This is a genomic window from Janthinobacterium lyxosi, assembly GCF_051380665.1.
GTDB lineage: Bacteria > Pseudomonadota > Gammaproteobacteria > Burkholderiales > Burkholderiaceae_D > Janthinobacterium.
This window is the reverse complement of sequence record NZ_JBNYXM010000014.1, coordinates 109,900-129,252: the sequence shown is the minus strand read 5'-3', so window position 1 is coordinate 129,252 and position 19,353 is coordinate 109,900. Positions and strand designations below refer to the sequence as shown.

Genomic DNA, 19,353 nt, shown 5'->3' with positions numbered 1-19,353 from the left:
GCGATGAACGTGACCGACACCGTGCCGTTGCCGCGCAGCGGCCTGCCGCTGACCCGGCTGGGTATGGGCTGCGCGCCGATTGGCGGCCTGTATCAAGCCTGCAGCGCCGCAGACGCGCGGGCCGCAATCGATGGCGCATGGGAGCTTGGCCTGCGCTATTTTGACACCGCACCATTCTATGGCTACGGCCTGTCCGAGCACCGGCTTGGGGAAGCGCTGCGCGACCGGCCGCGGGGGCAGTTCGTCATCAGCAGCAAGGTCGGGCGCCTGATGCAAGCTGACGCCAGCGTGCAGCCCGGCGACGACGGATGGGCGGCGCCGCTGCCTTTCCGGCCGTATTTCGACTACAGCTATGACGCTATCATGCGTTCGTACCAGGATAGTCTGCAGCGCCTAAGCCTGGCGTATATCGACATCCTGTTCGTACACGACATCGGCCGCGCCACGCACGGCAATCTGCGTGAGCACTACTGGCAGCAATTGACCAAGGGCGGCGGTTTTCGCGCGCTGGACGAGTTGCGCCGTAGCGGCCAGGTGAAAGCCATTGGACTAGGCGTCAACGAGGCACAGGTAGTGTACGAGGCGATGCAGGAATGCGATCTCGATTGCACCTTGCTGGCCGGACGTTACACCTTGCTTGAGCAGGCATCGCTGTCGCCGTTGCTGGAGGCATGCGAGCGGCAAGGCAACGCGATTGTGATTGGCGGACCCTTCAATTCCGGCGTCCTGGCCGGCAATGGCAAGTTCAATTATGCCGATGCACCGCAAGAAATCATGCAACGAGTTGGCCAGTTGCAGCAGGCCTGTGCAGAATTCGGCGTGCCGCTACAGGCTGCAGCGCTGCAGTTCCCGATGGCGCATCCGGCTGTGGTGTCATGCATACCCGGTGGCCAGGACCTGGTGCAGTTGCGCCAGAACGCGGCGTGGTTTGCCCAGCCGATTCCGGTCGAATTGTGGCAGGCGCTCAAGCTGCGCGGCCTGATCGATGAACGCGCACCGGTACCGTGTCCATGAAGCGCATCGACGCCCATCAGCATTTCTGGCACCTGGCTGACCGCGTGGGCAGCTGGCCGCCGGCGGAACTGGAAGCGATCTACCGCGACTTCCTGCCGCAAGACCTGGCGCCGCAGTTGGCCGCACACGGCATCGACGGCACGGTGCTGGTGCAGTCCTTGCCCAGCGTGGCAGATACCTGCTTCCTGCTGCAGTTGGCGAAGGTATCGCCGTTTGTACTTGGCGTGGTTGGCTGGGTGGATCTGAAGGCAGCCGACGCCGCGTGGCAGATCGCCGCGCTGGCCGAAGATACGACTTTGAAGGGACTTCGGCCGATGCTGCAGGATATCGATGACGAGCGCTGGATCGACGACCCGACCCTGGAGCCGGCAATTGCAGCGATGCTGCGCTGCGACCTTTCTTTTGATGCATTGGTGTTGCCGCGTCATTTACCCGCCTTGCTGTCTTTCGCGCAGCGCTACCCCACTCTACGCATCGTGATTGACCACGCTGCAAAACCGCCGATTGCGAGCGGGGATTACGCGGCCTGGGAAGTGGACATACGGCGGCTGTCGGCGCTGCCGCAGGTGTATTGCAAGCTGTCTGGCATGCTTACCGAGGCGGGGCCTGGATGGGCGCTGGCCGATTTGCAGCCGTATGCCAGTGTCGTGCTGGAAGCGTTCGGGCCACGACGGGTGATCTGGGGTAGCGACTGGCCGGTGGTCAATCTGGCGAGTGATTATGCCGGCTGGATACAGGCGAGTGCATGTTTGCTGGATGGCTTGAGCGAGCGGGAAAAGGCACAGATCCTTGGTTTGAATGCGATACGTTTTTACCATCTCGACTGAACTGGAACGGAGCGGCAATGCAAAGAATGGGCATGGTGATCGGTATCGAATCTACACGTATCGACGAATACAAGGCGCTGCATGCGGCGGTCTGGCCGCAGGTGCTGGAACGGCTGCAGCAGGCGCAGGTGCGAAATTACACGATCTTCCTGCGCGAGCCGGAAAACCTGCTGTTTGGCTATTGGGAATATCACGGCCAGGATTTCGCCGCCGACATGGCACTGATCGCGGTCGATCCCGAGACGCAGCGCTGGTGGAGTGTCTGCACGCCGTGCCAACGGCCGTTCGAATCGCGCCAGGCCGGCGATCACTGGGCAATGATGGAAAACGTGTTTCATATGGATTGAACTGTAATTGGGCAGCGCAAAAATAAGCGGCGCGCCCACACTGGAGGAGACAAACATGACGGACAGATTGAAAGGCAAGACAGCGCTGGTGACGGCGGCCGGGCAGGGCATAGGCCGTGCCACCGTGGAGGCCTTCTTGCGCGAAGGCGCGCGCGTGATTGCCACTGATATCAACGAGGCCCAGCTGGCGCAATTGGCCGCGCTGGAAAACTGCCGCACCAGCCGGCTGGACGTTACCGACGCTGCGGCCATCCTGGCCCTGGCCGCCAGCGTCGGCCCGATCGACGTGCTGTTCAACTGCGCCGGTTATGTCGACGGCGGCACTATCCTCGAATGCGACGAGGCGGCATGGGAGGCGTCCTTCAACCTGAACGCCCGCTCGATGTACCGCATGATGCGCGCCTTCCTGCCCGGGATGCTGGGTAAGGGCGGCGGCTCTATCATCAACATGGCCTCGGTTGCCTCCAGCGTCAAGGGCGCGCCGAACCGCTTTGTCTACGGCGCATCGAAAGCGGCGGTCATTGGCATGAGCAAATCGGTGGCCGCTGATTTTGTCACGCGCGGCGTACGCTGCAACGCTATCTGTCCCGGCACCATCGAGTCGCCTTCGCTCAAGCAGCGCATCGAGGCGCAGGCGCGCGACAGCGGCAGCAGCGTGGCCGCTGTCGAAGCAGCCTTCGTGGCCCGCCAGCCCATGGGCCGCGTTGGCCGCGCCGAGGAAATCGCCGCCCTGGCGGTGTACCTAGCCTCCGACGAATCTGGCTTTACCACCGGCATGGCGCATGTGATCGATGGCGGCTGGACCACTTGAAGAATTGCATTTAAATTAATATCATAAGAAGAAAGAGACAACATGAAACTGATGCGCCATGGAGCCAAAGGCTCGGAAAAACCTGCCCTGATCGACGCTGACGGCCAGTTGCGCGACCTGTCTGGCGTGCTGCCCGATATCAGTGCCGCCATCCTGGGCCGCGACGGCCTGGCAACGCTGGCCGCGCTCGACATTCATAGCCTGCCGGTGGTGACGCAGCCGGGAAGGATTGCGCCACCGTATGCGGGCATCGGAAAATTCATCTGCGTCGGCCTCAATTACGCCGACCACGCGGCCGAATCGGGCATGCCTGTGCCACCGGAACCAGTGCTGTTCATGAAGGCCATCAGCGCCGTCATCGGTGCCGAGGATGCGGTGGTGCTGCCAAAGGATTCACGCAAGAGCGACTGGGAAGTGGAACTGGGCGTGGTGATCGGCACCCGCGCGCGATATGTGTCGGAAGCCGATGCACTCGATCATGTGGCTGGCTATTGCGTGGTGAACGACCTGTCCGAGCGCGAGTACCAGCTCGAGCGCGGCGGAACCTGGGACAAGGGCAAGGGCTGCGATACGTTCGGGCCGATCGGCCCATGGCTGGTGACGGCCGACGAGGTGCCGGATCCGCAAAATCTGAAGTTGTGGCTGGAGGTGAATGGCCGCCGGGTGCAGGATGGCAGCACCAGCACCATGGTGTTCAGCGTGGCGAACCTGGTCAGCTATATCAGCCGCTTCATGACGTTGAACCCGGGCGACATTATCAGTACCGGCACGCCGCCGGGCGTCGGCATGGGCCAGAAGCCGGCGCCGGTGTACCTGAAGCCGGGCGACACCATGCGGCTGGGCATCAGTGGCTTGGGCGAGCAGCGCCAGACGGTGCACGCCTGGAGTGCAGAGTTGATTGATGGCTGAATCAGCGGCCTCACTGGCTGGACTTTATTTATCTTAAGCTGATTGTCACGCGCCGGTGGCATCACGATGCACAGACATCGCCGCCGGCAGATCAGTTACCGAGCTCTTGGAGGAGACATATGCAGAGCGTTAGCGTTCTCGAGACCGGCGGCCGCCTTACGAATGGCCCGCCGCCGGAAATACTCACATTGAACAATGTCAGCAAACGCTTTCCCGGCGTGCTGGCGCTGGACCGCGTCAGCTTCAGCCTGCGCCGCGGCGAGGCCCATGCGCTGTGCGGCGAAAACGGCGCGGGAAAATCCACGCTGATGAAGGTGATGAGCGGCGTCTACCAGGCCGACGAGGGCGAGGTCATCTACAAGGGCAAGCCCTGCCGCTTCATCAGCAGTGTCGACGCGGAGGCGGCCGGCATCGCCATCATCCACCAGGAACTGAACCTGGTGCCGCACCTGACGGTGGCAGAGAATATTTTCCTGGCGCGCGAGCCGAAGCGCGGCATCTTCGTGCACCGGACGAAGATGCGGGCCGACGCGCAGGCGCTGCTGGACCGGCTCAAGCTGCGCATCGATCCGAACCAGCTGGTCAAGTCGCTGTCGTGCGCCCAGCAGCAGATGGTGGAAATCGCCAAGGCCCTGTCGCTGAACACTGAAGTGCTGATCATGGACGAGCCGACATCGTCGCTGACCGAGAGCGAAACCGGGCAGCTGTTCGAGATCATCAATGACCTTAAGCGCAACGGCGTGAGCGTGGTGTACATCTCGCACCGGCTCGACGAATTGAAGCACATTATCGACCGTGTGACCGTCATGCGCGACGGGAAGTTCGTCTGTACCGACGATTTCACCAATATCTCGCTCGACACCATCGTGGCGAAGATGGTGGGCCGCACGCTCGATGAAAAATTTCCGGAGCGGACCTCGGTGCCGACCACGGAGGCGCTGCTGACGGTGAAGGACCTGGTGCGCCCGGGCGTGTTCGGGCCGGTCAGCTTCGACCTGCGACGTGGCGAGATCCTCGGCTTCTCGGGGTTGATGGGGGCCGGCCGCACTGAGGTGGCACGCGCCATCTTCGGCGCCGATCCGGTCGCCAGCGGCGCCATCTATCTGGGCTGCGAGGAGGTCAACATCAAGTCGCCCATCGACGCCATCGGCCATGGTATCGCCTACCTGTCGGAGGACCGCAAGCAGCACGGGCTGGCGATCCGCATGTCGGTCGCGGCCAACCTGACCCTGACCAATATGGCGGCGGTGTCGAACCGCTTCGGCTTCATCGACTTCGCGCGTGAGGAAGCTGTGTCGAAGCGCTACATCGAGGCGCTCGGTATCAAGACACCATCTTCGAAGCAGGTCGCCAAGAACCTTTCGGGCGGTAACCAGCAAAAGATCGTCATCAGCAAATGGCTGTTTCGCGATTCGAAGATCATCTTTTTCGACGAGCCCACGCGTGGCATCGACGTTGGCGCCAAGTTCGCCATTTACCAGTTGATGGACAAGCTGGCTTCGGAAGGCATTGGGGTGGTGCTGATCACCTCCGAGCTGCCCGAGATCATGGGCATGACCGACCGCGTCGCCGTGTTCCATGGCGGGAAAATCACCGGCATCGTCAATACGCGCGATACCACTCAAGAACAAATCATGCACCTGGCCTCTGGCAGCGGTGCGGGGAGCATAGTATGAACGGACCACTCGATATGACCGCCGGCAGCCAGAGCGTGGCGACTAGCCAGCCGCCGTTGCCGCCGGCCGGCGGCGCCACTGCCGGCAAGCCGCGTTTGCGCATGAACAAGGACATGATCCAGAAGTTCGCGGCGCTGGGCAGCCTGTCGATCCTGCTGCTGGTGTTTTCGCTGACCAGCAACGCCTTTTTTTCGGTCAGCAACGGCATGAGCGTGGCGCTGCAGGTGACCTCGATCGGCATCCTCGGCATTGCCGCCACCTGCGTCATCATTACCGGCGGCATCGACCTCAGCTCCGGCTCGGTGCTGGCCCTGTCCGGCGTGGTCGCGGCGCTGCTGGTGAAGGCCGGCGTACCCGTGGCGCCAGCGATGCTGGGCGGGGTGCTGACCGGCGCCATCTGCGGCGCCATCAATGGCTTTTGCATCACCCATTTGCGGCTGCCGCCTTTTATTGCCACGCTGGGCATGATGCTGATCGCGCGCGGGGTGGCGCTGCAGATCACCGGCGCACGCGCCATCTCTGGCCTGGGCGAGGACTTCGGCGTGCTGGGCAACGGCGTGCTGTTTCGCATCGAGGCCGACAACGGCGGCCCCTTCCCCGAAGTGATCTTCCCTGGCATTCCGTATCCGGTAGTGCTGATGTTCGTGCTGGCGATCGTGGTCTCGGTGATGCTGAGCCGGACCACATTCGGCCGCCATATCTACGCGGTCGGCTCGAACGCCGAGGCGGCGCGGCTGTCTGGCGTAAAGGTGAACCGCGTGACGCTGATGGTGTACGTGATCTCGGGTGCGCTATCGGGCCTGACCGGCTGCGTGCTGATGTCGCGCCTGGTGACGGCGCAGCCGAACGAAGGCGTGATGTACGAGCTCGATGCGATCGCCAGCGCGGTGATCGGCGGCACCTCGCTGATCGGCGGCATCGGCAGCATTTCCGGCACGGTGATCGGTTCGTTCGTGATCGGCATCTTGCGGAATGGCCTGAACATGAACGGCGTATCGAGCTTCATCCAGCAAATCATTATCGGACTGGTCATCCTGATGACCGTCTGGATCGATCAGAAGCGCAACCGCAACTGAAGTAGCAAGGCAAAGGTAGTCAAGGCAGCTCCCGTTTTATCTAACCCTATAATTAATAAAAGAGGATGACAATGAAAACCATCAAAACCATGTCGCTTGGCCTGCTTGCAACGGCGCTTGCCCTGTCGACCGGCGCCGCGCTGGCGGCGCCCGAGATCGCGGTGATCGTCAAGACCACCAATTCGAATTACTGGCAAAACGTGCAGAAAGGCGCTGCCGCCAGCGCTGCCGGCGCCAAGGGCTACAGCATGACTTTCCAGGGCCCGGCCTCGGAGTCGGCCATCGCCGACCAGGTCAGCATGGTGGAGAACGCGGTCACCCGCAAGGTGGCCGGCATCGTGCTCGCAGCCTCCGATCCGGACGCACTGGTGCCGGCACTGAAGAAGGCATGGGAAGCCAAGATTCCCGTAGTGCTGATCGATTCGATGGTGTCGGATAGCGGCAAGAAGTACTACCAGTCCTTCCTGTCGACCGATAACGAGGCTGCTGGCGAGGCAAGCGCCAAGGCGCTGATCGGCAAGATCGGCACCACCGGCAAGATCGCCGTGATGTCCTACGTGGCCGGCGCCGGTTCAGAGACCGGGCGCGTGGGCGGTTTCAAGAAATACATCGCCAAGAATTCGCAGCTGCAGATCGTCGGCACCTATTATTCGCAGTCGCAAATGGCCACGGCACTGAACCAGACCACCGACGTGCTGGCTTCCAACCCCGACCTGAAGGGCATTTTCGGCGCCAACGAGCCGACGGCCGTGGGCATGGGCCGCGCACTGGCGCAGTCCGGCAAGTCGGGCAAGGTGGTTGGCGTCGGTTTCGATGGCAACGAGGACCTGAAGAACTTCGTCAAGGACGGCACCCTGTACGCGACAGCGGTGCAGGGTTCCTATTCGATGGGAGCACTGGGCGTGAAAACGCTGATCAGCGTCATCGAGGGCAAGAAGGTCGCACCTTTCGTCAACACCGGCGTGGTCCTGGTGACCAAGGCCAACGTCGATTTGCCGGAGGCAAAGAACGTCCTGTATTGAGGCGGGGAACGATGTGCGCTGGCTTGACGCTGGCAGAGCAGCGTAGCGGCCCTACGGCCTGAACCAGTTGGTACTTGCGCAGCAATGCTGTTCGCCTGGCGCCTGAAGCGGCTGCATCAGTCTTCCTGCGATGTCTGGAAACCAGGCCAGCGTTGCATGCATGCCTTGGCGCCTGATGGCGCCAAGGCATGCACCGCCGCGTTCCGATGCGGCGGTGTCCTTTGCCGCGTATTCAACAGCCATGATTCCATTGCGCCAGTTGTCGCGTAACCGCGAGGGTACGCGACGACTGGCAACGACAATTCATCCGCCATGACCTCCGCACAATCTTGAATTCCTGACGCGTTTTCCATCAATCGTGATCACCTTGTTTTGCGCCTAACGTGCCTGCCTGAGCCAATCTGGCGGTCCCGTTTTCGCGGCCAAAAAATTTCTTCTGCATGACACTTTGCCTTTTCTGATAACCATCTATCGGAGAACAATGCACATGTCAATTAAAAATAAATCCCATATATAGGTATTAAATATCATATGTTGACAATTATTTTTACTTGAAATAAAGTGCATCACGGTTTGAATTGCCGCATTTTGACAAAGCTGCCAGCGGCAGGATTCAATTTGCATGGCAAGAAAAGCCAGAAATTGCCGCCACGCGGCAAACGATGTGCTGCCTCAAGGACAGCACACGCTCACTGAGCAGCAGTCATAGCTGCTCTACACCCACAGGAGACGATAGCTGCATGAAAACTACTAAAAAAGTACTGCGTAAAAGCACTTTGTTGATCGGTTCGATAGCCTTGGGGATGGCTTTCGGACATGCATCAGCCAGTGACGCCGAGGGTGAATTCCACGGTTATTTCCGCGCCGGCGTCGGCAGCAATTCCAAGGGCGGCAGCCAGGCCTGTTTCGGTCTTGAGGGCGTGCCGAAATACCGTTTCGGCAACGAGTGTGATCTTTACGGTGAGTTCGGCTACACCAAGGAATTAGCCAAGGCCGGCAACGGCGCCAGCTTCGTCGGCACCGTGATGGCTTCGACCTACAGCCCCAGTTCTGACATCGGCGACAACCACATGGATCTGGCGCAGATGTTCGTAGAAGCCAAGAATGTTCCGTTCCTGAAGGGGGCCACGGCCTGGGTCGGCAAGCGCTACTATGACCGCCCCGATATCCACGTCCTCGACTTCAAATATCTGCATGGCGATGGCGTCGGTGCGGGTGTCGCCGGCGTCAGCGTGGGACCCGGAAAATTCAGCTATGCGCTGTTCCGCAACGATGTCGACAAGACCGTTGCCGCGACACGCCACAGCTTTATTTACGAAGGCATTCCAAGCAACGCGAACGGCAGCGTGAAGCTCGATGCCACCGTGATTCGCGGCGATGACCAGAAGAGCGACGTGGCCAAGGTTGCCAATGGCTGGTCTTTCTCGGTGGTCCACAAGCAGGAGAAGGTACTGGGGGGTGACAACACTCTGGCCCTGCAATACGGCAGTGGTTCGGGTATCAAGATGGGTGGCACCGATATCCATGTAACATCCGACATCAAGCGCCTGCGCGTGTTCGACAACATGATCTGGCAAATAACGCCGGACTTTAGCGGTTCACTGGTCGGCGTCTGGCAGCGCGACAAGAGCGACGCCGGCAACACGACATGGACGTCGATCGGCGTGCGCCCAGTGTATGCGCTGGATGAAAATTTCAAGCTGATCCTGGACCTGGGGCACGACAATATCAAGCCCGCCAATGGCGGTGCTGCCCAGAAACTGACGAAGCTCACCTTTGCGCCTACCCTGGCCATGGGCAGGGGATTCTGGGCGCGGCCGGAGTTGCGCGCCTTTGTCACTTACGCCAAGTGGAACACGGCTGCGCAACTGGCCGCGACACCGGAAAGCAGCTTGTCCAGCACTGGCGTGTTCGGTAGCTCGAGAAGTGGAACTTCTGTTGGAGTACAAGTGGAAACCTGGTTCTAAGGTTAGGAGAGGCGCCACCCGCTGGTAGCGCCTTTTCATTGCGCCCGCCACAAGCACGGGTCATACTCCATTTTAGAGCGCGCTAAAAGTAGAGGTTAAGCGACCAGGTCAAGCTTCTGTTTTGGTGTGATGCAAGCAAGTGAATCGCCACGACCATTGTAGACACTCCTGAACCATCATTTAGGTAAAGGAGAAATTATGAGTGGGAAGCGTTACACAGAAGAATTTAAGGCCGCTGCAGTCAAGCAGCTTGTTAATCGTGGCCACCCAGCGGCCGAGGTCGCTGAGTGGCTTGGTGTCAGTATCCACAGCATCTATGTGTGGACAAAGCGATATGGTGGGCCCGAAGTCGAGCGCAAAGCCCAGCACCCAGTCTGATGAGATGCGGCGACTGACGGCCGTATTGAAGTGCGTTACCGAGGAGCACGATATCTTGAAAAACGCTGCGGTGTACTTTGCCAAGACGTCCGGGTAAGCACCAGGCCCGAAGCGGCATCGACGCCGACCTGTGCCTTCATGCCAGAGTGCCAGTCAGTGCCATGCTTCTACTGGTGCATATCCGGATCACGCTTGCCATCCTTGTTCTTGGTCGACGGAGATGCTGCAATCAATAGCATGCGCGCGCGGCCAATCGGTGGCGGACCGGCGCCTTCAACCTTCGGATAGAACGGCTCGATGAGTTTGTGCAGCTTGCCCCATGGCGTCACGCCGTCGATCTCGGCGAGGAAGCGGTCGCGCCACGTCAGTTTTTTCTTTGCGGCGTATTCGAGGTCGGAGAAGCTCTTTGCATGATCGATCATGGGCTGTCGCGGTAGCGTTATTGTCTCAGGTCAGATCGCAGCAGGGAATGGGGGCGATGAATTGATCGGTGTTTTCCTAGTGGCATTTTGGCTGTTTATAAGAGAATGTTGCTCCAGTTTTACAGGGTATGGCAGGCCAGGGCCGGTTTGCAATGTGAAGGGCGCCTAAGGCAGTGTTTCTTTGGATAGCACGATCAAAAGAGATGAGGGTGTTACGCGCATGACGAGCCCGATGCCTGCGCGGCCGGCGAAACCTATTTCCCGGACGGCATGGCGGAGCCAGGCTGGTATCAGCCCGTGCCACGCGGGCTGGAAAGTAAAATAGCCGACAGGCTGGCCTGGCTGCGCGAGCTGGGCAGTAAAGCCGGCAAGGGCTGAGGCTACACCAGTAATATAAAACCGTCATCCTGCGGCGTGTAGCCGACCAGCTGGCGCGTCGCCGCGATCGACAACCGTTTATAGCGGTTGTCCGACACACCATGCACGACGTGGTAGCCGGCCGGCACGTCGGCGGCGATGCAGCGGGCCAGCAATTGCACCACGTCGCGCTCGCTGATGAAGGCGGCGATGTCGCGCGCGCTGTGCTGTTGACCTGGCGTAAAGTTGGCCACGTTGGCGATGCGCACGGCAATCGCCGTCATGCCATGCTGGTGCGCGAACGCGGAGGCCACGCCTTCGCCGAACGCCTTGCTGGCGCCATACATGTTGGCTGGCCGGGCCGGCATGCTTTCCTGCACTTGCATATCCAGCGGATAGCCCTCGATGGCTTGCGCACTGCTGGCGAACACGACTCTTTTCACCCCTTGTGCCTGTGCCGCGCGGAAGATGTTATGCGTGCCGATGATGTTCGGCTGCAGCAATTGCGCATCGAAATCGGCGCTGGCGTGCGGCACGCCGGCCAAATGCAGCACCACGTCGGTGTCGGCGCAGGCGGCCAGGCAGGCGGCATAGTCGCCGACATCGAGTGGCATGGATGGGCAGGGCGCTTCGGCCAGCTTGCCTGTGTGCAGGTCGGCCAGGCGCAGGGAGAATTCCCCGTGCCGGCGCTTCCAGAAAGCGGTGCCGATGATGCCGGCGGCGCCCGTGACGAGGACGCGCAGTGGTGCTTGAATCATGTATTCCTTGTATTCAGTGTGTGAGGCAGTGCCAGGTTCAGCCAGCGCAGCAGGGTGGGCCGGGGTGCGGCGGTCGCGTGCACGCGGATGTGTCCGCTACCCACGGCTTCGACCAGCACCAGGCCGTCATTCGGTATCGTGTAGCGTTCGCCGCTGCGCAGCACGCAATCCTCGAACTGGGCATAGGCCGTGATCCACGCCGTGCCGGACAGGCATTCGATGACCTTGGCGTGCGCTTTTTCCAGGCGCAAAGGCCGTTCGCTGCGTAATTCGTGGTCGGTATGCATGGCATCGCTCCTGTTGTGCTGACAGGAACAGCTTAGGCGCTTGCGGTGAACCATGACAGATGCAGGAAATAGAAATTGTCATGAATACAGTGTCCCTTGTCGTACACTGTGCTTGTCAAAAAATTGGGCAACTGTATCTGTGCCGGCCCCGCGCGGCAGCCGCATACTAAAGGGATGAACATGAGCGCGCATTTGAATCTGTACGAGCACCTGGCCAACGAGCTGGGTGCCTTGATCGACTCGCGCGTGTTTGCGCCCGGTGACCGCCTGCCGTCGATCCGCCACCTGGCGCAGCAAAAGCGCATCTCCATTAGTACCGTGATGCAAGCCTTGCGCCTGATGGAAGACCGGGGGCAAGTCGATGCGCGGCCCCAGTCCGGCTATTTCGTGCGCCACCGGGCGCCGCGCCGGCCCTGCAGCGCCGACGCCCAGCACTTGAAGGAGCCGGCCTTTGTCGGCATCAACAATCTCTTGATGCGCGTGCTGAAGGACAGTGAGACGGCGAATATCGTGCAGCTGGGCACGGCCTGGCCGCCCGATGAAATCCTGCCCATCAAGCGCATGCAGCGCACCATCAGCGCCGTGGCGCGGCGCGAGCCCGCTTTATTGAGCAAGGTTAGTTGCTACGACGTCAGCGAAAGCAATTTCTTGCGCCAGGTCGCGCGCCGGGCGCTGGACTGGGGCAAGCTGGATCCGCACGAAATCGTCGTGACGAATTCCTGCACGGAAGCGATCAGCCTGTGCCTGCGCGCCGTGGCCAAGCCGGGCGACACCATCGCCATCGAGTCGGCCACGTATTTCGTGCTGCTGCAGATGATCGAAAGCCTGGGCATGAAGGCGCTGGAAATCCCCACCGACCCGAAGACGGGGCCGTCGCTCGACGCGCTGGAGCTGGCCCTGCGCGCCGGCCTCGTGCAGGCCTGCCTGTTCGTGCCGAACGCAAATAATCCCCTGGGTTGCGTCATGCCGGAAACAAACAAGAAGCGGCTGGCGGGCCTGCTGTCGGAGTTCAATATTCCGTTGGTGGAAGACGATGTCTACGGCGACCTGTGCTTTGCCCCGCAGCGGCCTTGGCCCGTGAAAGCCTATGATACGAGTGGCAACGTCTTGTTGTGCTCCTCGTTTTCCAAGGCCATCACGCCCGCGTCGCGCGTCGGCTATGTGCTGGCCGGGCGCTTCGCCCAGGAAGTGGCCTTGCTGAAAACCGTGTCGAGCGGCGCCACCAGCCATTTCTTCCAGGCCGTGCTGGCCGACTTTCTGGAAGGCAGCAGCTACGATCAGCAGCTGCGCAAGATGCGGCGCACCCTGGTGCAGCGCATCGCCCGCATGTCCGACGCGGTGGCGGCCAGCTTTCCGCTTGAGTGCATGCTGTCCGAGCCGCAGGGCGGTTTCGTGCTGTGGGTGCAGATGCCGCCGCAAATCGATGCGCTGGCCCTGCATGGCCAGGCCATCGCCGATGGCGTGGCGTATATGCCGGGTCAGCTGTTCTCGGCCTCGGGCAAGTTCGGCAATTATCTGCGCCTCAATTGCGGCAATGCCTGGACGCCGCGCATCGAGCAGGCCATTGGCCGCCTGGGCCGCCTGGTCAAGGATTCCTTGTAACTATTCTTCGCGCTTCAGTCCCTGTTTTTCACCGTTCGCTCCCTGTTTTTCGCCGCTGGTCGCAAGCCGGTGGCGTTGTTTGTCGCCGTTGGCTAAAGTACCACCATACCAGCAGCAGTCAACGACGCAAACTAACCAGGAGTAACATCATGAACGCACTGAAAAACATGGAAATCACCTTTGTCGCCGCCGCCATCATCGCCATCGGCGCCAGCTTCGCCAGCGCCGGCGCGAATACGGTGGAAGTGAGCGCCAGCAGCACCGTGATCGCCCAGGCTGCGGACGGCAAGATGCCCGTCGTCACCGTCAGCGCCCGCCGCCTGAGCGCTGCCGAAAAAGCCGCCTTTATCTGACAGTAGCCTGAGCACCAGCCGTAAAGCGGGCGCGAGTGCCCAGCCATGCTGCCATGACGATGGCCAGCCATGTGCAAAACTCATAAAGAACTGAACGGGTCTTGGTACAATGAGTGCTTTCGATACATCGGCACCGCCATCCACCCATGATAGATATCCAACTTCTCCGTAAAGACATCGCTACTGTTGCCGCCCGCCTGGCAACGCGCAAATTCCAGCTCGACGTGGCAGGTTTCAATGCCCTCGAAGCTGAACGCAAGGCGATCCAGACGCGCACCGAAGAGCTGCAGGGCAAGCGCAATGCGCTGTCCAAGCAAATCGGCATGTTGAAAGGCAAGGGGGAAGACACCTCGGCCGTGATGGCGCAAGTGGCTGGCCTGGGCGATGAACTGAAAGCCGATGAAGCGGCCCTGACCCTGGTGCAAGCCAAGCTGAGCGATTTCATCATGGCCGTGCCGAACCTGCCGCACGAATCGTCGCCCGTGGGCACGGACGAGTCGGGCAATGTGGAAGTGCGCAAGGTCGGCACGCCGCGTACCTTCGATTTCGAGGTCAAGGATCACGTCGACGTGGGCGCCCCGCTGGGCCTCGATTTCGAAGTGGCCACCAAGCTGACCGGTTCGCGCTTCTCCGTCATGAAGGGTGGCATCGCCCGCCTGCACCGCGCGCTGGCGCAATTCATGCTCAACACGCACGTGGACGAGCATGGCTACACGGAATGCTATACGCCGTACATGGTCAATGCCGATTCGCTGCGCGGCACGGGCCAGCTGCCGAAATTCGAAGCCGATCTGTTTTCGGTGAAAAAAGGCGGCGCGGAAGGCGAGGGCGAGACCTTCTACCTGATCCCCACCTCGGAAGTGTCGCTGACCAACATCGCCCGCGACGAAATCCTCGCGCTCGATCAACTGCCCCTGAAAATGACGGCCCACACGCCATGCTTCCGCTCGGAAGCGGGCAGCTACGGCCGCGACACGCGCGGCATGATCCGCCAGCACCAATTCGACAAGGTGGAAATGGTGCAAGTGGTGCACCCGGATACGTCGTACCAGGTGCTCGATGAAATGGTCGGCCATGCGGAAAGTATCCTGCAGCGCCTGGGCCTGCCATACCGCGTTATGTCGCTGTGTACGGGCGACATGGGTTTCGGGGCCACCAAGACCTTCGACCTGGAAGTGTGGTTGCCAGCGCAAAACACCTACCGCGAGATTTCGTCCCTGTCGAACTGCGAAGCCTTCCAGGCCCGCCGCATGCAGGCGCGTTTCCGCAACGCCGCCGGCAAGCCGGAACTGGCGCACACACTGAATGGCTCCGGCCTGGCAGTGGGCCGCACCCTGGTGGCTGTGCTGGAAAACTACCAGCAAGCGGACGGCAGCGTGGAAATCCCTCCAGTGCTGCGCCCGTACATGGGCGGCCTGACGCATTTGAAGGCGTAAAAGTTTCGGGCAGTCAGTGCCATGGAAGGCTGAAAATAGTCCTTCCATTTTTTCAAGTGGCTGCTATAATCTTGCCTTCTCGCAGCAATGCGGGAAAAGACCGCAGTAAATGGAGAGGTGGCAGAGTGGTCGAATGTACTTGACTCGAAATCAAGCGTACGTTAAATCGTACCGTGGGTTCGAATCCCACCCTCTCCGCCAGAACAAATAAAAGAAGCTCCCGCAAGGGAGCTTTTTTTATTTGTGCCAGCGGAAAGGAGTACGCCCCCTGCGGGGCGTACGCGTGGGATTCGAAGCTCTGCGCATATTTGCGCGGAGCTCTCCGAATCGTCCAATTGGTTTTTGCCTTGGCGTACGCGTGCGCCAAGGCGGCAGGTTCGAAGACGAGCGCGTACTCGCGCGGAGCTCCCCGAATCGTCCAATTGGTTTTTGCTTTTCAAAAGCAAGATTAGCAATAAACCCCCTACCCAACCCAACAACACCCATGCTAAAATAGCGCCTCGTTCAAACCGGCATGCCAGTTTTAACGAATAGACCGCAGTAAACGGAGAGGTGGCAGAGTGGTCGAATGTACTTGACTCGAAATCAAGCGTACGTTAAATCGTACCGTGGGTTCGAATCCCACCCTCTCCGCCAGAATACATAAAGGAAGCTCCCGCAAGGGAGCTTTTTTTATTCCCGCACGCCAGAAAATCACCACCGTCTCAATGCTGGGAGAAAAACCGCCCAAAGCGCGCAGCGCAAGGCGTTTTTTCCTCCATTCAGGCAGTAACTGCCAGCGCCCCCGCCACCTTGATCTACCCCAGCCATGGTAATCTACCCGATCACCATCCTGCCCCCATACTAAAGCAATGAGCCGATTCTGGAGCAACATCGTCAGCGAGCTGACCCCCTACATCCCGGGCGAGCAACCCAAACTGCCCGACCTGGTGAAACTCAATACCAACGAAAACCCCTACGGCCCGTCGCCCCAGGTGCTGACCGCGCTGCGCGAAGCAAGCAACGACACCTTGCGCCTCTACCCTGATCCCTCGGCCAGCGAACTGAAGCAAACCCTGGCCGACTACCACGGCTTGAATAGCGCGCAAGTGTTTGTCGGCAACGGCTCCGACGAAGTGCTGGCGCTGGCCTTCATGGCCTTGCTCAAGCACGATGCGCCGCTGCTGTTCCCGGACATCAGCTACAGTTTCTATCCCGTGTATTGCAAGTTGTACGGCATCGACTACCGCACGGTAGCGCTCGACGAGTCCATGCGTATCCGCCCGGAAGACTACCAGGGGCCGTGCGGGGCCATCATCTTCCCGAATCCCAACGCGCCGACAGGCGTGGACTTGCCGCTGGCCGGCGTGGAAGCGCTGCTGCGCGGCCATCCCGACGCCGTGGTGGTGGTCGATGAAGCGTATGTGGATTTCGGCGGGGAAAGTGCCGTGGCTCTGGTCGACCGTTATCCGAACTTGCTGGTGGTGCAGACGTTCTCGAAATCGCGCTCCTTGGCCGGCTTGCGCGTGGGCTGCGCCTTCGGCCATGCGGATCTGATCGAGGCGCTGGAAAGAGTGAAGAACAGTTTCAACTCGTATCCGTTGGATCGGCTGGCCCTGGCCGGCGCCGTGGCTTCGCTGCACGACGAAGCGTATTTCCAGCAGACGCGCCAGGCCGTCATCGCCAGCCGTGAGCAGCTGACGGCGGATTTGACGGCGTTGGGCTTCGAGGTACTGCCCTCGGTGGCCAACTTCATCTTCGCCCGCCACCCGCAGCATGATGCGGCGCAATTGGCGGCCGGCTTGCGCGCCCGTTCCGTGATCGTGCGCCATTTCAATGCGCCCCGCATCAGCCAATATTTGCGCATCAGCATCGGCAACGTGGCCGAGTGTGCAGCCTTGATGGCAGCATTGCGCGAAGTGCTTTGATCTTGTGCAAGGTAATGCAACAATAATCGGATTCATTCATCGACAGGACGGACAATATGGCAAAAGTGGCATTCATCGGTTTGGGCGTCATGGGTTTCCCCATGGCAGGTCACCTGGCGGCGGGCGGACACGACGTCACCGTGTACAACCGCAACCCGGCCCGCGCGGCCGCCTGGCTGGAACAGCATAAAGGCAGCAGCGCCGCCACGCCGGCCGCTGCTGCTGCGGGCGCCGAGTTCGTCTTCACCTGCATCGGCAACGATAATGATTTGTACCAGGTCATCTTGGAAGAGGGCGGCTTGCTGTCCGCCATGGCGCCGGGCAGCATCCTGATCGACCATACGACGGCTTCCGCCGAAGCGGCGCGCACCATCCACGCGGCGGCGCAAGAGAAGGGCGTGTTCTTCCTCGACGCGCCCGTGTCCGGCGGCCAGGCGGGCGCGGAAAATGGCAAGCTGACGGTGATGGTGGGCGGCGATGCGGAGGCGTATGCACGCGCCGAGCCTGTCATCGTCCTGTTCTCGCGCGCCGTCACCTACATGGGCGCGTCCGGTTCCGGCCAGCTGACGAAGATGGTCAACCAGATCTGCATCGCGGGCCTGGTGCAGGCGCTCAGCGAAGGCATCGCCTTTGCGGAAAACGCGGGCCTGGATGCGGCCCTGGTGGTCGATGTGATTTCCAAGGGCGCGGCGCAGTCGTGGCAGCTGGAAAACCGGGGCAAGACCATGATAGAGCGCAAGTTCGACTTCGGTTTCGCCGTCGACCTGATGCGCAAGGACCTGGGCATCTGCCTCGCCGAAGCCAAGCGCAACGGCAGCGACCTGCCCGTGACGACCTTGACGGACCAGTTCTATGGCGAAGTGCAGCAGGCGGGCGGCAATCGTTATGACACGTCCAGCCTGATTACCCGTCTGAACAAAAAGTAATCTTTCAAGTACTAGCAACGGCGGCGCGTCCCTGCAAAGGGCCGCGCCGCTTGTCGTTTACGCCAGCATTAACCTAAAAACGTCAGTTTCCGGAACATCCGGTTTCGATTTTAGTGGAAAAGCATGGACTTCGCTAACTCATCGTGTATTATTAAAAAACGAGATGAAATGTCCCAATTTTTAAAACATTATGAGTGGACCCGTATGAAAACCAACTCCTCAGCGATAACACGCGTTGTCGACAAGAACATTCCCTACCTGTCTTCCGCCGTCGCCATCTGGCGTCCCCGGGCCGTGCTGCGCAGCTGGCCCGGCGTGGCCGTCGCGCTGGTGATCGCCCTGTCGGCCACCTTTATTTCCAGCAATTATGGCGGCCCGCAGCTGTTGTACGCGCTGTTCTTCGGCCTGGCCTTCCACTTCCTCGCGGCCGACCCCACCTGCAAGCCCGGCATCGAGTTTTGCAGCAAGGTGCTGTTGCGCACGGGCGTGGCCCTGCTGGGCGCGCGCATCACCTTCAACCAGATCGCCTCGGTTGGCGTGACGCCCCTGCTGATCGTCGTCGGCGGCCTGGTGGCGACTTTGGGCTTCGGCTACCTGCTGGCCAGGTGGCTCAAGCGTCCCCTCACGGAAGGCATTTTGTCGGGCGGCTCGGTAGCCATCTGCGGCGCGTCGGCCGCGCTGGCCATCTCGGCCGTGTTGCCGCAAACCAAGGAAAACGAAAAGTTCACCCTGTTGACGGTGGTGGGCGTGACGTCGCTGTCGACCCTGGCCATGATCGTCTATCCGCTGCTGGTCAAGCTACTGGGCTTTGACCCGACGGAAGCGGGCGTGTTCATCGGCGGCACCATCCATGATGTAGCGCAAGTGGTGGGCGCCGGCTATCTGGTGAGCAACCATACGGGCGACGTGGCCACCTTCGTCAAATTGACGCGCGTGGCTTGCCTCGTGCCTGTCGTGCTGGGCCTGTCGATCATGTTCAAGCGCAAGGATGGCAAGAGCGAAGTCGACGCGCCGCCGCTGGTGCCATTCTTCCTGATCGGCTTTGTCTGGCTGGTCATTACCAACAGCCTGGGCCTGATTCCGCAGGAAGTGAATGGCTGGATCAACAATGCTTCGCGCGCCTGCCTCGTCATCGCCATCGCCGCCCTGGGCGTGAAAACCTCGTTCCAGTCGCTGGCCTCGCTGGGCTGGCGTCCCGTGATCATGCTGGTGATGGAAACCGTGTGGATCGCCGCCTTTGTCGCCATCGCCGTGCTGCTGACGCGCTAAACGAGTCGA

18 protein-coding genes, 2 tRNA genes and 2 pseudogenes are annotated in these 19,353 nt (G+C 60.7%); 19 read left to right on the top strand and 3 right to left on the bottom strand.

The window, feature by feature from the left end:
- Window positions 1-3 precede the first annotated feature (3 nt).
- The 10 genes from ACQ4WP_RS16955 to ACQ4WP_RS16910 all read left to right on the top strand — a co-directional run bounded on the left by ACQ4WP_RS16955 (window position 4) and on the right by ACQ4WP_RS16910 (window position 10,027).
- Window positions 4-1,014 carry an aldo/keto reductase gene (locus ACQ4WP_RS16955; protein WP_436522596.1) on the top strand — a complete coding sequence of 337 codons (1,011 nt, stop codon included), beginning with the start codon at window positions 4-6 and terminating at the stop codon, window positions 1,012-1,014.
- Window positions 1,011-1,841: an amidohydrolase family protein gene (locus ACQ4WP_RS16950; protein ID WP_436522594.1), complete on the top strand. Its 831-nt coding sequence runs from the start codon at window positions 1,011-1,013 to the stop codon at window positions 1,839-1,841. The genes ACQ4WP_RS16955 and ACQ4WP_RS16950 overlap by 4 nt, the downstream gene beginning before the upstream one ends.
- 32 nt (window positions 1,842-1,873) lie before the next feature.
- Window positions 1,874-2,188, top strand: a complete 315-nt coding sequence (locus ACQ4WP_RS16945) for an L-rhamnose mutarotase (protein ID WP_436522592.1) — start codon at window positions 1,874-1,876, stop codon at window positions 2,186-2,188.
- Window positions 2,189-2,243: 55 nt separating this feature from the next.
- On the top strand, window positions 2,244-2,999 hold the full coding sequence (locus ACQ4WP_RS16940) for an SDR family oxidoreductase (protein WP_436522590.1): 756 nt from the start codon (window positions 2,244-2,246) through the stop codon (window positions 2,997-2,999).
- A 42-nt stretch (window positions 3,000-3,041) separates the two neighbouring features.
- Window positions 3,042-3,908 (top strand): fumarylacetoacetate hydrolase family protein, encoded by an 867-nt coding sequence (locus ACQ4WP_RS16935; RefSeq protein ID WP_436522588.1) that lies wholly within the window; start codon window positions 3,042-3,044, stop codon window positions 3,906-3,908.
- A gap of 119 nt (window positions 3,909-4,027) precedes the next feature.
- The gene (locus ACQ4WP_RS16930; protein ID WP_436522586.1) at window positions 4,028-5,584 is read left to right on the top strand and encodes a sugar ABC transporter ATP-binding protein; all 1,557 of its coding nucleotides are present in this window, start codon (window positions 4,028-4,030) and stop codon (window positions 5,582-5,584) included.
- Between the two features lie 101 nt (window positions 5,585-5,685).
- On the top strand, window positions 5,686-6,660 hold the full coding sequence (locus tag ACQ4WP_RS16925; RefSeq protein WP_436522659.1) for an ABC transporter permease: 975 nt from the start codon (window positions 5,686-5,688) through the stop codon (window positions 6,658-6,660).
- Window positions 6,661-6,749: 89 nt separating this feature from the next.
- On the top strand, window positions 6,750-7,682 hold the full coding sequence (locus tag ACQ4WP_RS16920) for an ABC transporter substrate-binding protein (protein WP_436522657.1): 933 nt from the start codon (window positions 6,750-6,752) through the stop codon (window positions 7,680-7,682).
- Window positions 7,683-8,422: 740 nt separating this feature from the next.
- On the top strand, window positions 8,423-9,649 hold the full coding sequence (locus ACQ4WP_RS16915; RefSeq protein WP_436522584.1) for a maltoporin: 1,227 nt from the start codon (window positions 8,423-8,425) through the stop codon (window positions 9,647-9,649).
- Between the two features lie 198 nt (window positions 9,650-9,847).
- Entirely contained in the window at window positions 9,848-10,027 is a 180-nt protein-coding gene (locus tag ACQ4WP_RS16910) for a transposase (protein ID WP_436522582.1), read from the top strand.
- Between the two features lie 98 nt (window positions 10,028-10,125).
- Here ACQ4WP_RS16910 and ACQ4WP_RS16905 read toward each other — a convergent pair.
- Window positions 10,126-10,449 (bottom strand): annotated as a pseudogene (locus ACQ4WP_RS16905) (IS5/IS1182 family transposase); the annotation flags it as partial.
- 213 nt (window positions 10,450-10,662) lie between these two features.
- Here ACQ4WP_RS16905 and ACQ4WP_RS16900 point away from each other — a divergent pair.
- Window positions 10,663-10,827 (top strand): annotated as a pseudogene (locus ACQ4WP_RS16900) (recombination factor protein RarA); the annotation flags it as partial.
- A gap of 2 nt (window positions 10,828-10,829) precedes the next feature.
- On the opposite strand, the gene ACQ4WP_RS16895 reads toward ACQ4WP_RS16900, so the two are convergent.
- Both ACQ4WP_RS16895 and ACQ4WP_RS16890 read right to left on the bottom strand, forming a co-directional pair.
- Window positions 10,830-11,564, bottom strand: a complete 735-nt coding sequence (locus ACQ4WP_RS16895) for an NAD-dependent epimerase/dehydratase family protein (RefSeq protein WP_436522579.1) — start codon at window positions 11,562-11,564, stop codon at window positions 10,830-10,832.
- A complete protein-coding gene (locus tag ACQ4WP_RS16890) occupies window positions 11,561-11,851 on the bottom strand; it encodes a DUF2917 domain-containing protein (RefSeq protein WP_436522577.1) in 291 nt (96 codons plus the stop codon). Before ACQ4WP_RS16890 ends, ACQ4WP_RS16895 begins: the two co-directional genes overlap by 4 nt.
- A gap of 180 nt (window positions 11,852-12,031) precedes the next feature.
- On the opposite strand from ACQ4WP_RS16890, the gene ACQ4WP_RS16885 reads away from it, so the two are divergent.
- The 8 genes from ACQ4WP_RS16885 to ACQ4WP_RS16850 all read left to right on the top strand — a co-directional run bounded on the left by ACQ4WP_RS16885 (window position 12,032) and on the right by ACQ4WP_RS16850 (window position 19,344).
- A complete protein-coding gene (locus tag ACQ4WP_RS16885) occupies window positions 12,032-13,453 on the top strand; it encodes an aminotransferase-like domain-containing protein (RefSeq protein WP_436522575.1) in 1,422 nt (473 codons plus the stop codon).
- A gap of 149 nt (window positions 13,454-13,602) precedes the next feature.
- Entirely contained in the window at window positions 13,603-13,806 is a 204-nt protein-coding gene (locus ACQ4WP_RS16880) for a hypothetical protein (RefSeq protein ID WP_436522573.1), read from the top strand.
- A gap of 146 nt (window positions 13,807-13,952) precedes the next feature.
- Complete coding sequence (gene serS, locus ACQ4WP_RS16875) at window positions 13,953-15,242, top strand: serine--tRNA ligase (protein WP_436522571.1); 1,290 nt, start codon at window positions 13,953-13,955, stop codon at window positions 15,240-15,242.
- Between the two features lie 111 nt (window positions 15,243-15,353).
- Window positions 15,354-15,443: transfer RNA gene (locus ACQ4WP_RS16870), tRNA-Ser, on the top strand.
- 345 nt (window positions 15,444-15,788) lie between these two features.
- Window positions 15,789-15,878: transfer RNA gene (locus ACQ4WP_RS16865), tRNA-Ser, on the top strand.
- A gap of 215 nt (window positions 15,879-16,093) precedes the next feature.
- Window positions 16,094-17,149: a histidinol-phosphate transaminase gene (hisC, locus tag ACQ4WP_RS16860; protein WP_436522569.1), complete on the top strand. Its 1,056-nt coding sequence runs from the start codon at window positions 16,094-16,096 to the stop codon at window positions 17,147-17,149.
- Window positions 17,150-17,205: 56 nt separating this feature from the next.
- The gene (locus ACQ4WP_RS16855) at window positions 17,206-18,075 is read left to right on the top strand and encodes an NAD(P)-dependent oxidoreductase (protein WP_436522567.1); all 870 of its coding nucleotides are present in this window, start codon (window positions 17,206-17,208) and stop codon (window positions 18,073-18,075) included.
- A 204-nt stretch (window positions 18,076-18,279) separates the two neighbouring features.
- Window positions 18,280-19,344 carry a YeiH family protein gene (locus ACQ4WP_RS16850; protein WP_436522565.1) on the top strand — a complete coding sequence of 355 codons (1,065 nt, stop codon included), beginning with the start codon at window positions 18,280-18,282 and terminating at the stop codon, window positions 19,342-19,344.
- Window positions 19,345-19,353: the final 9 nt, after the last annotated feature.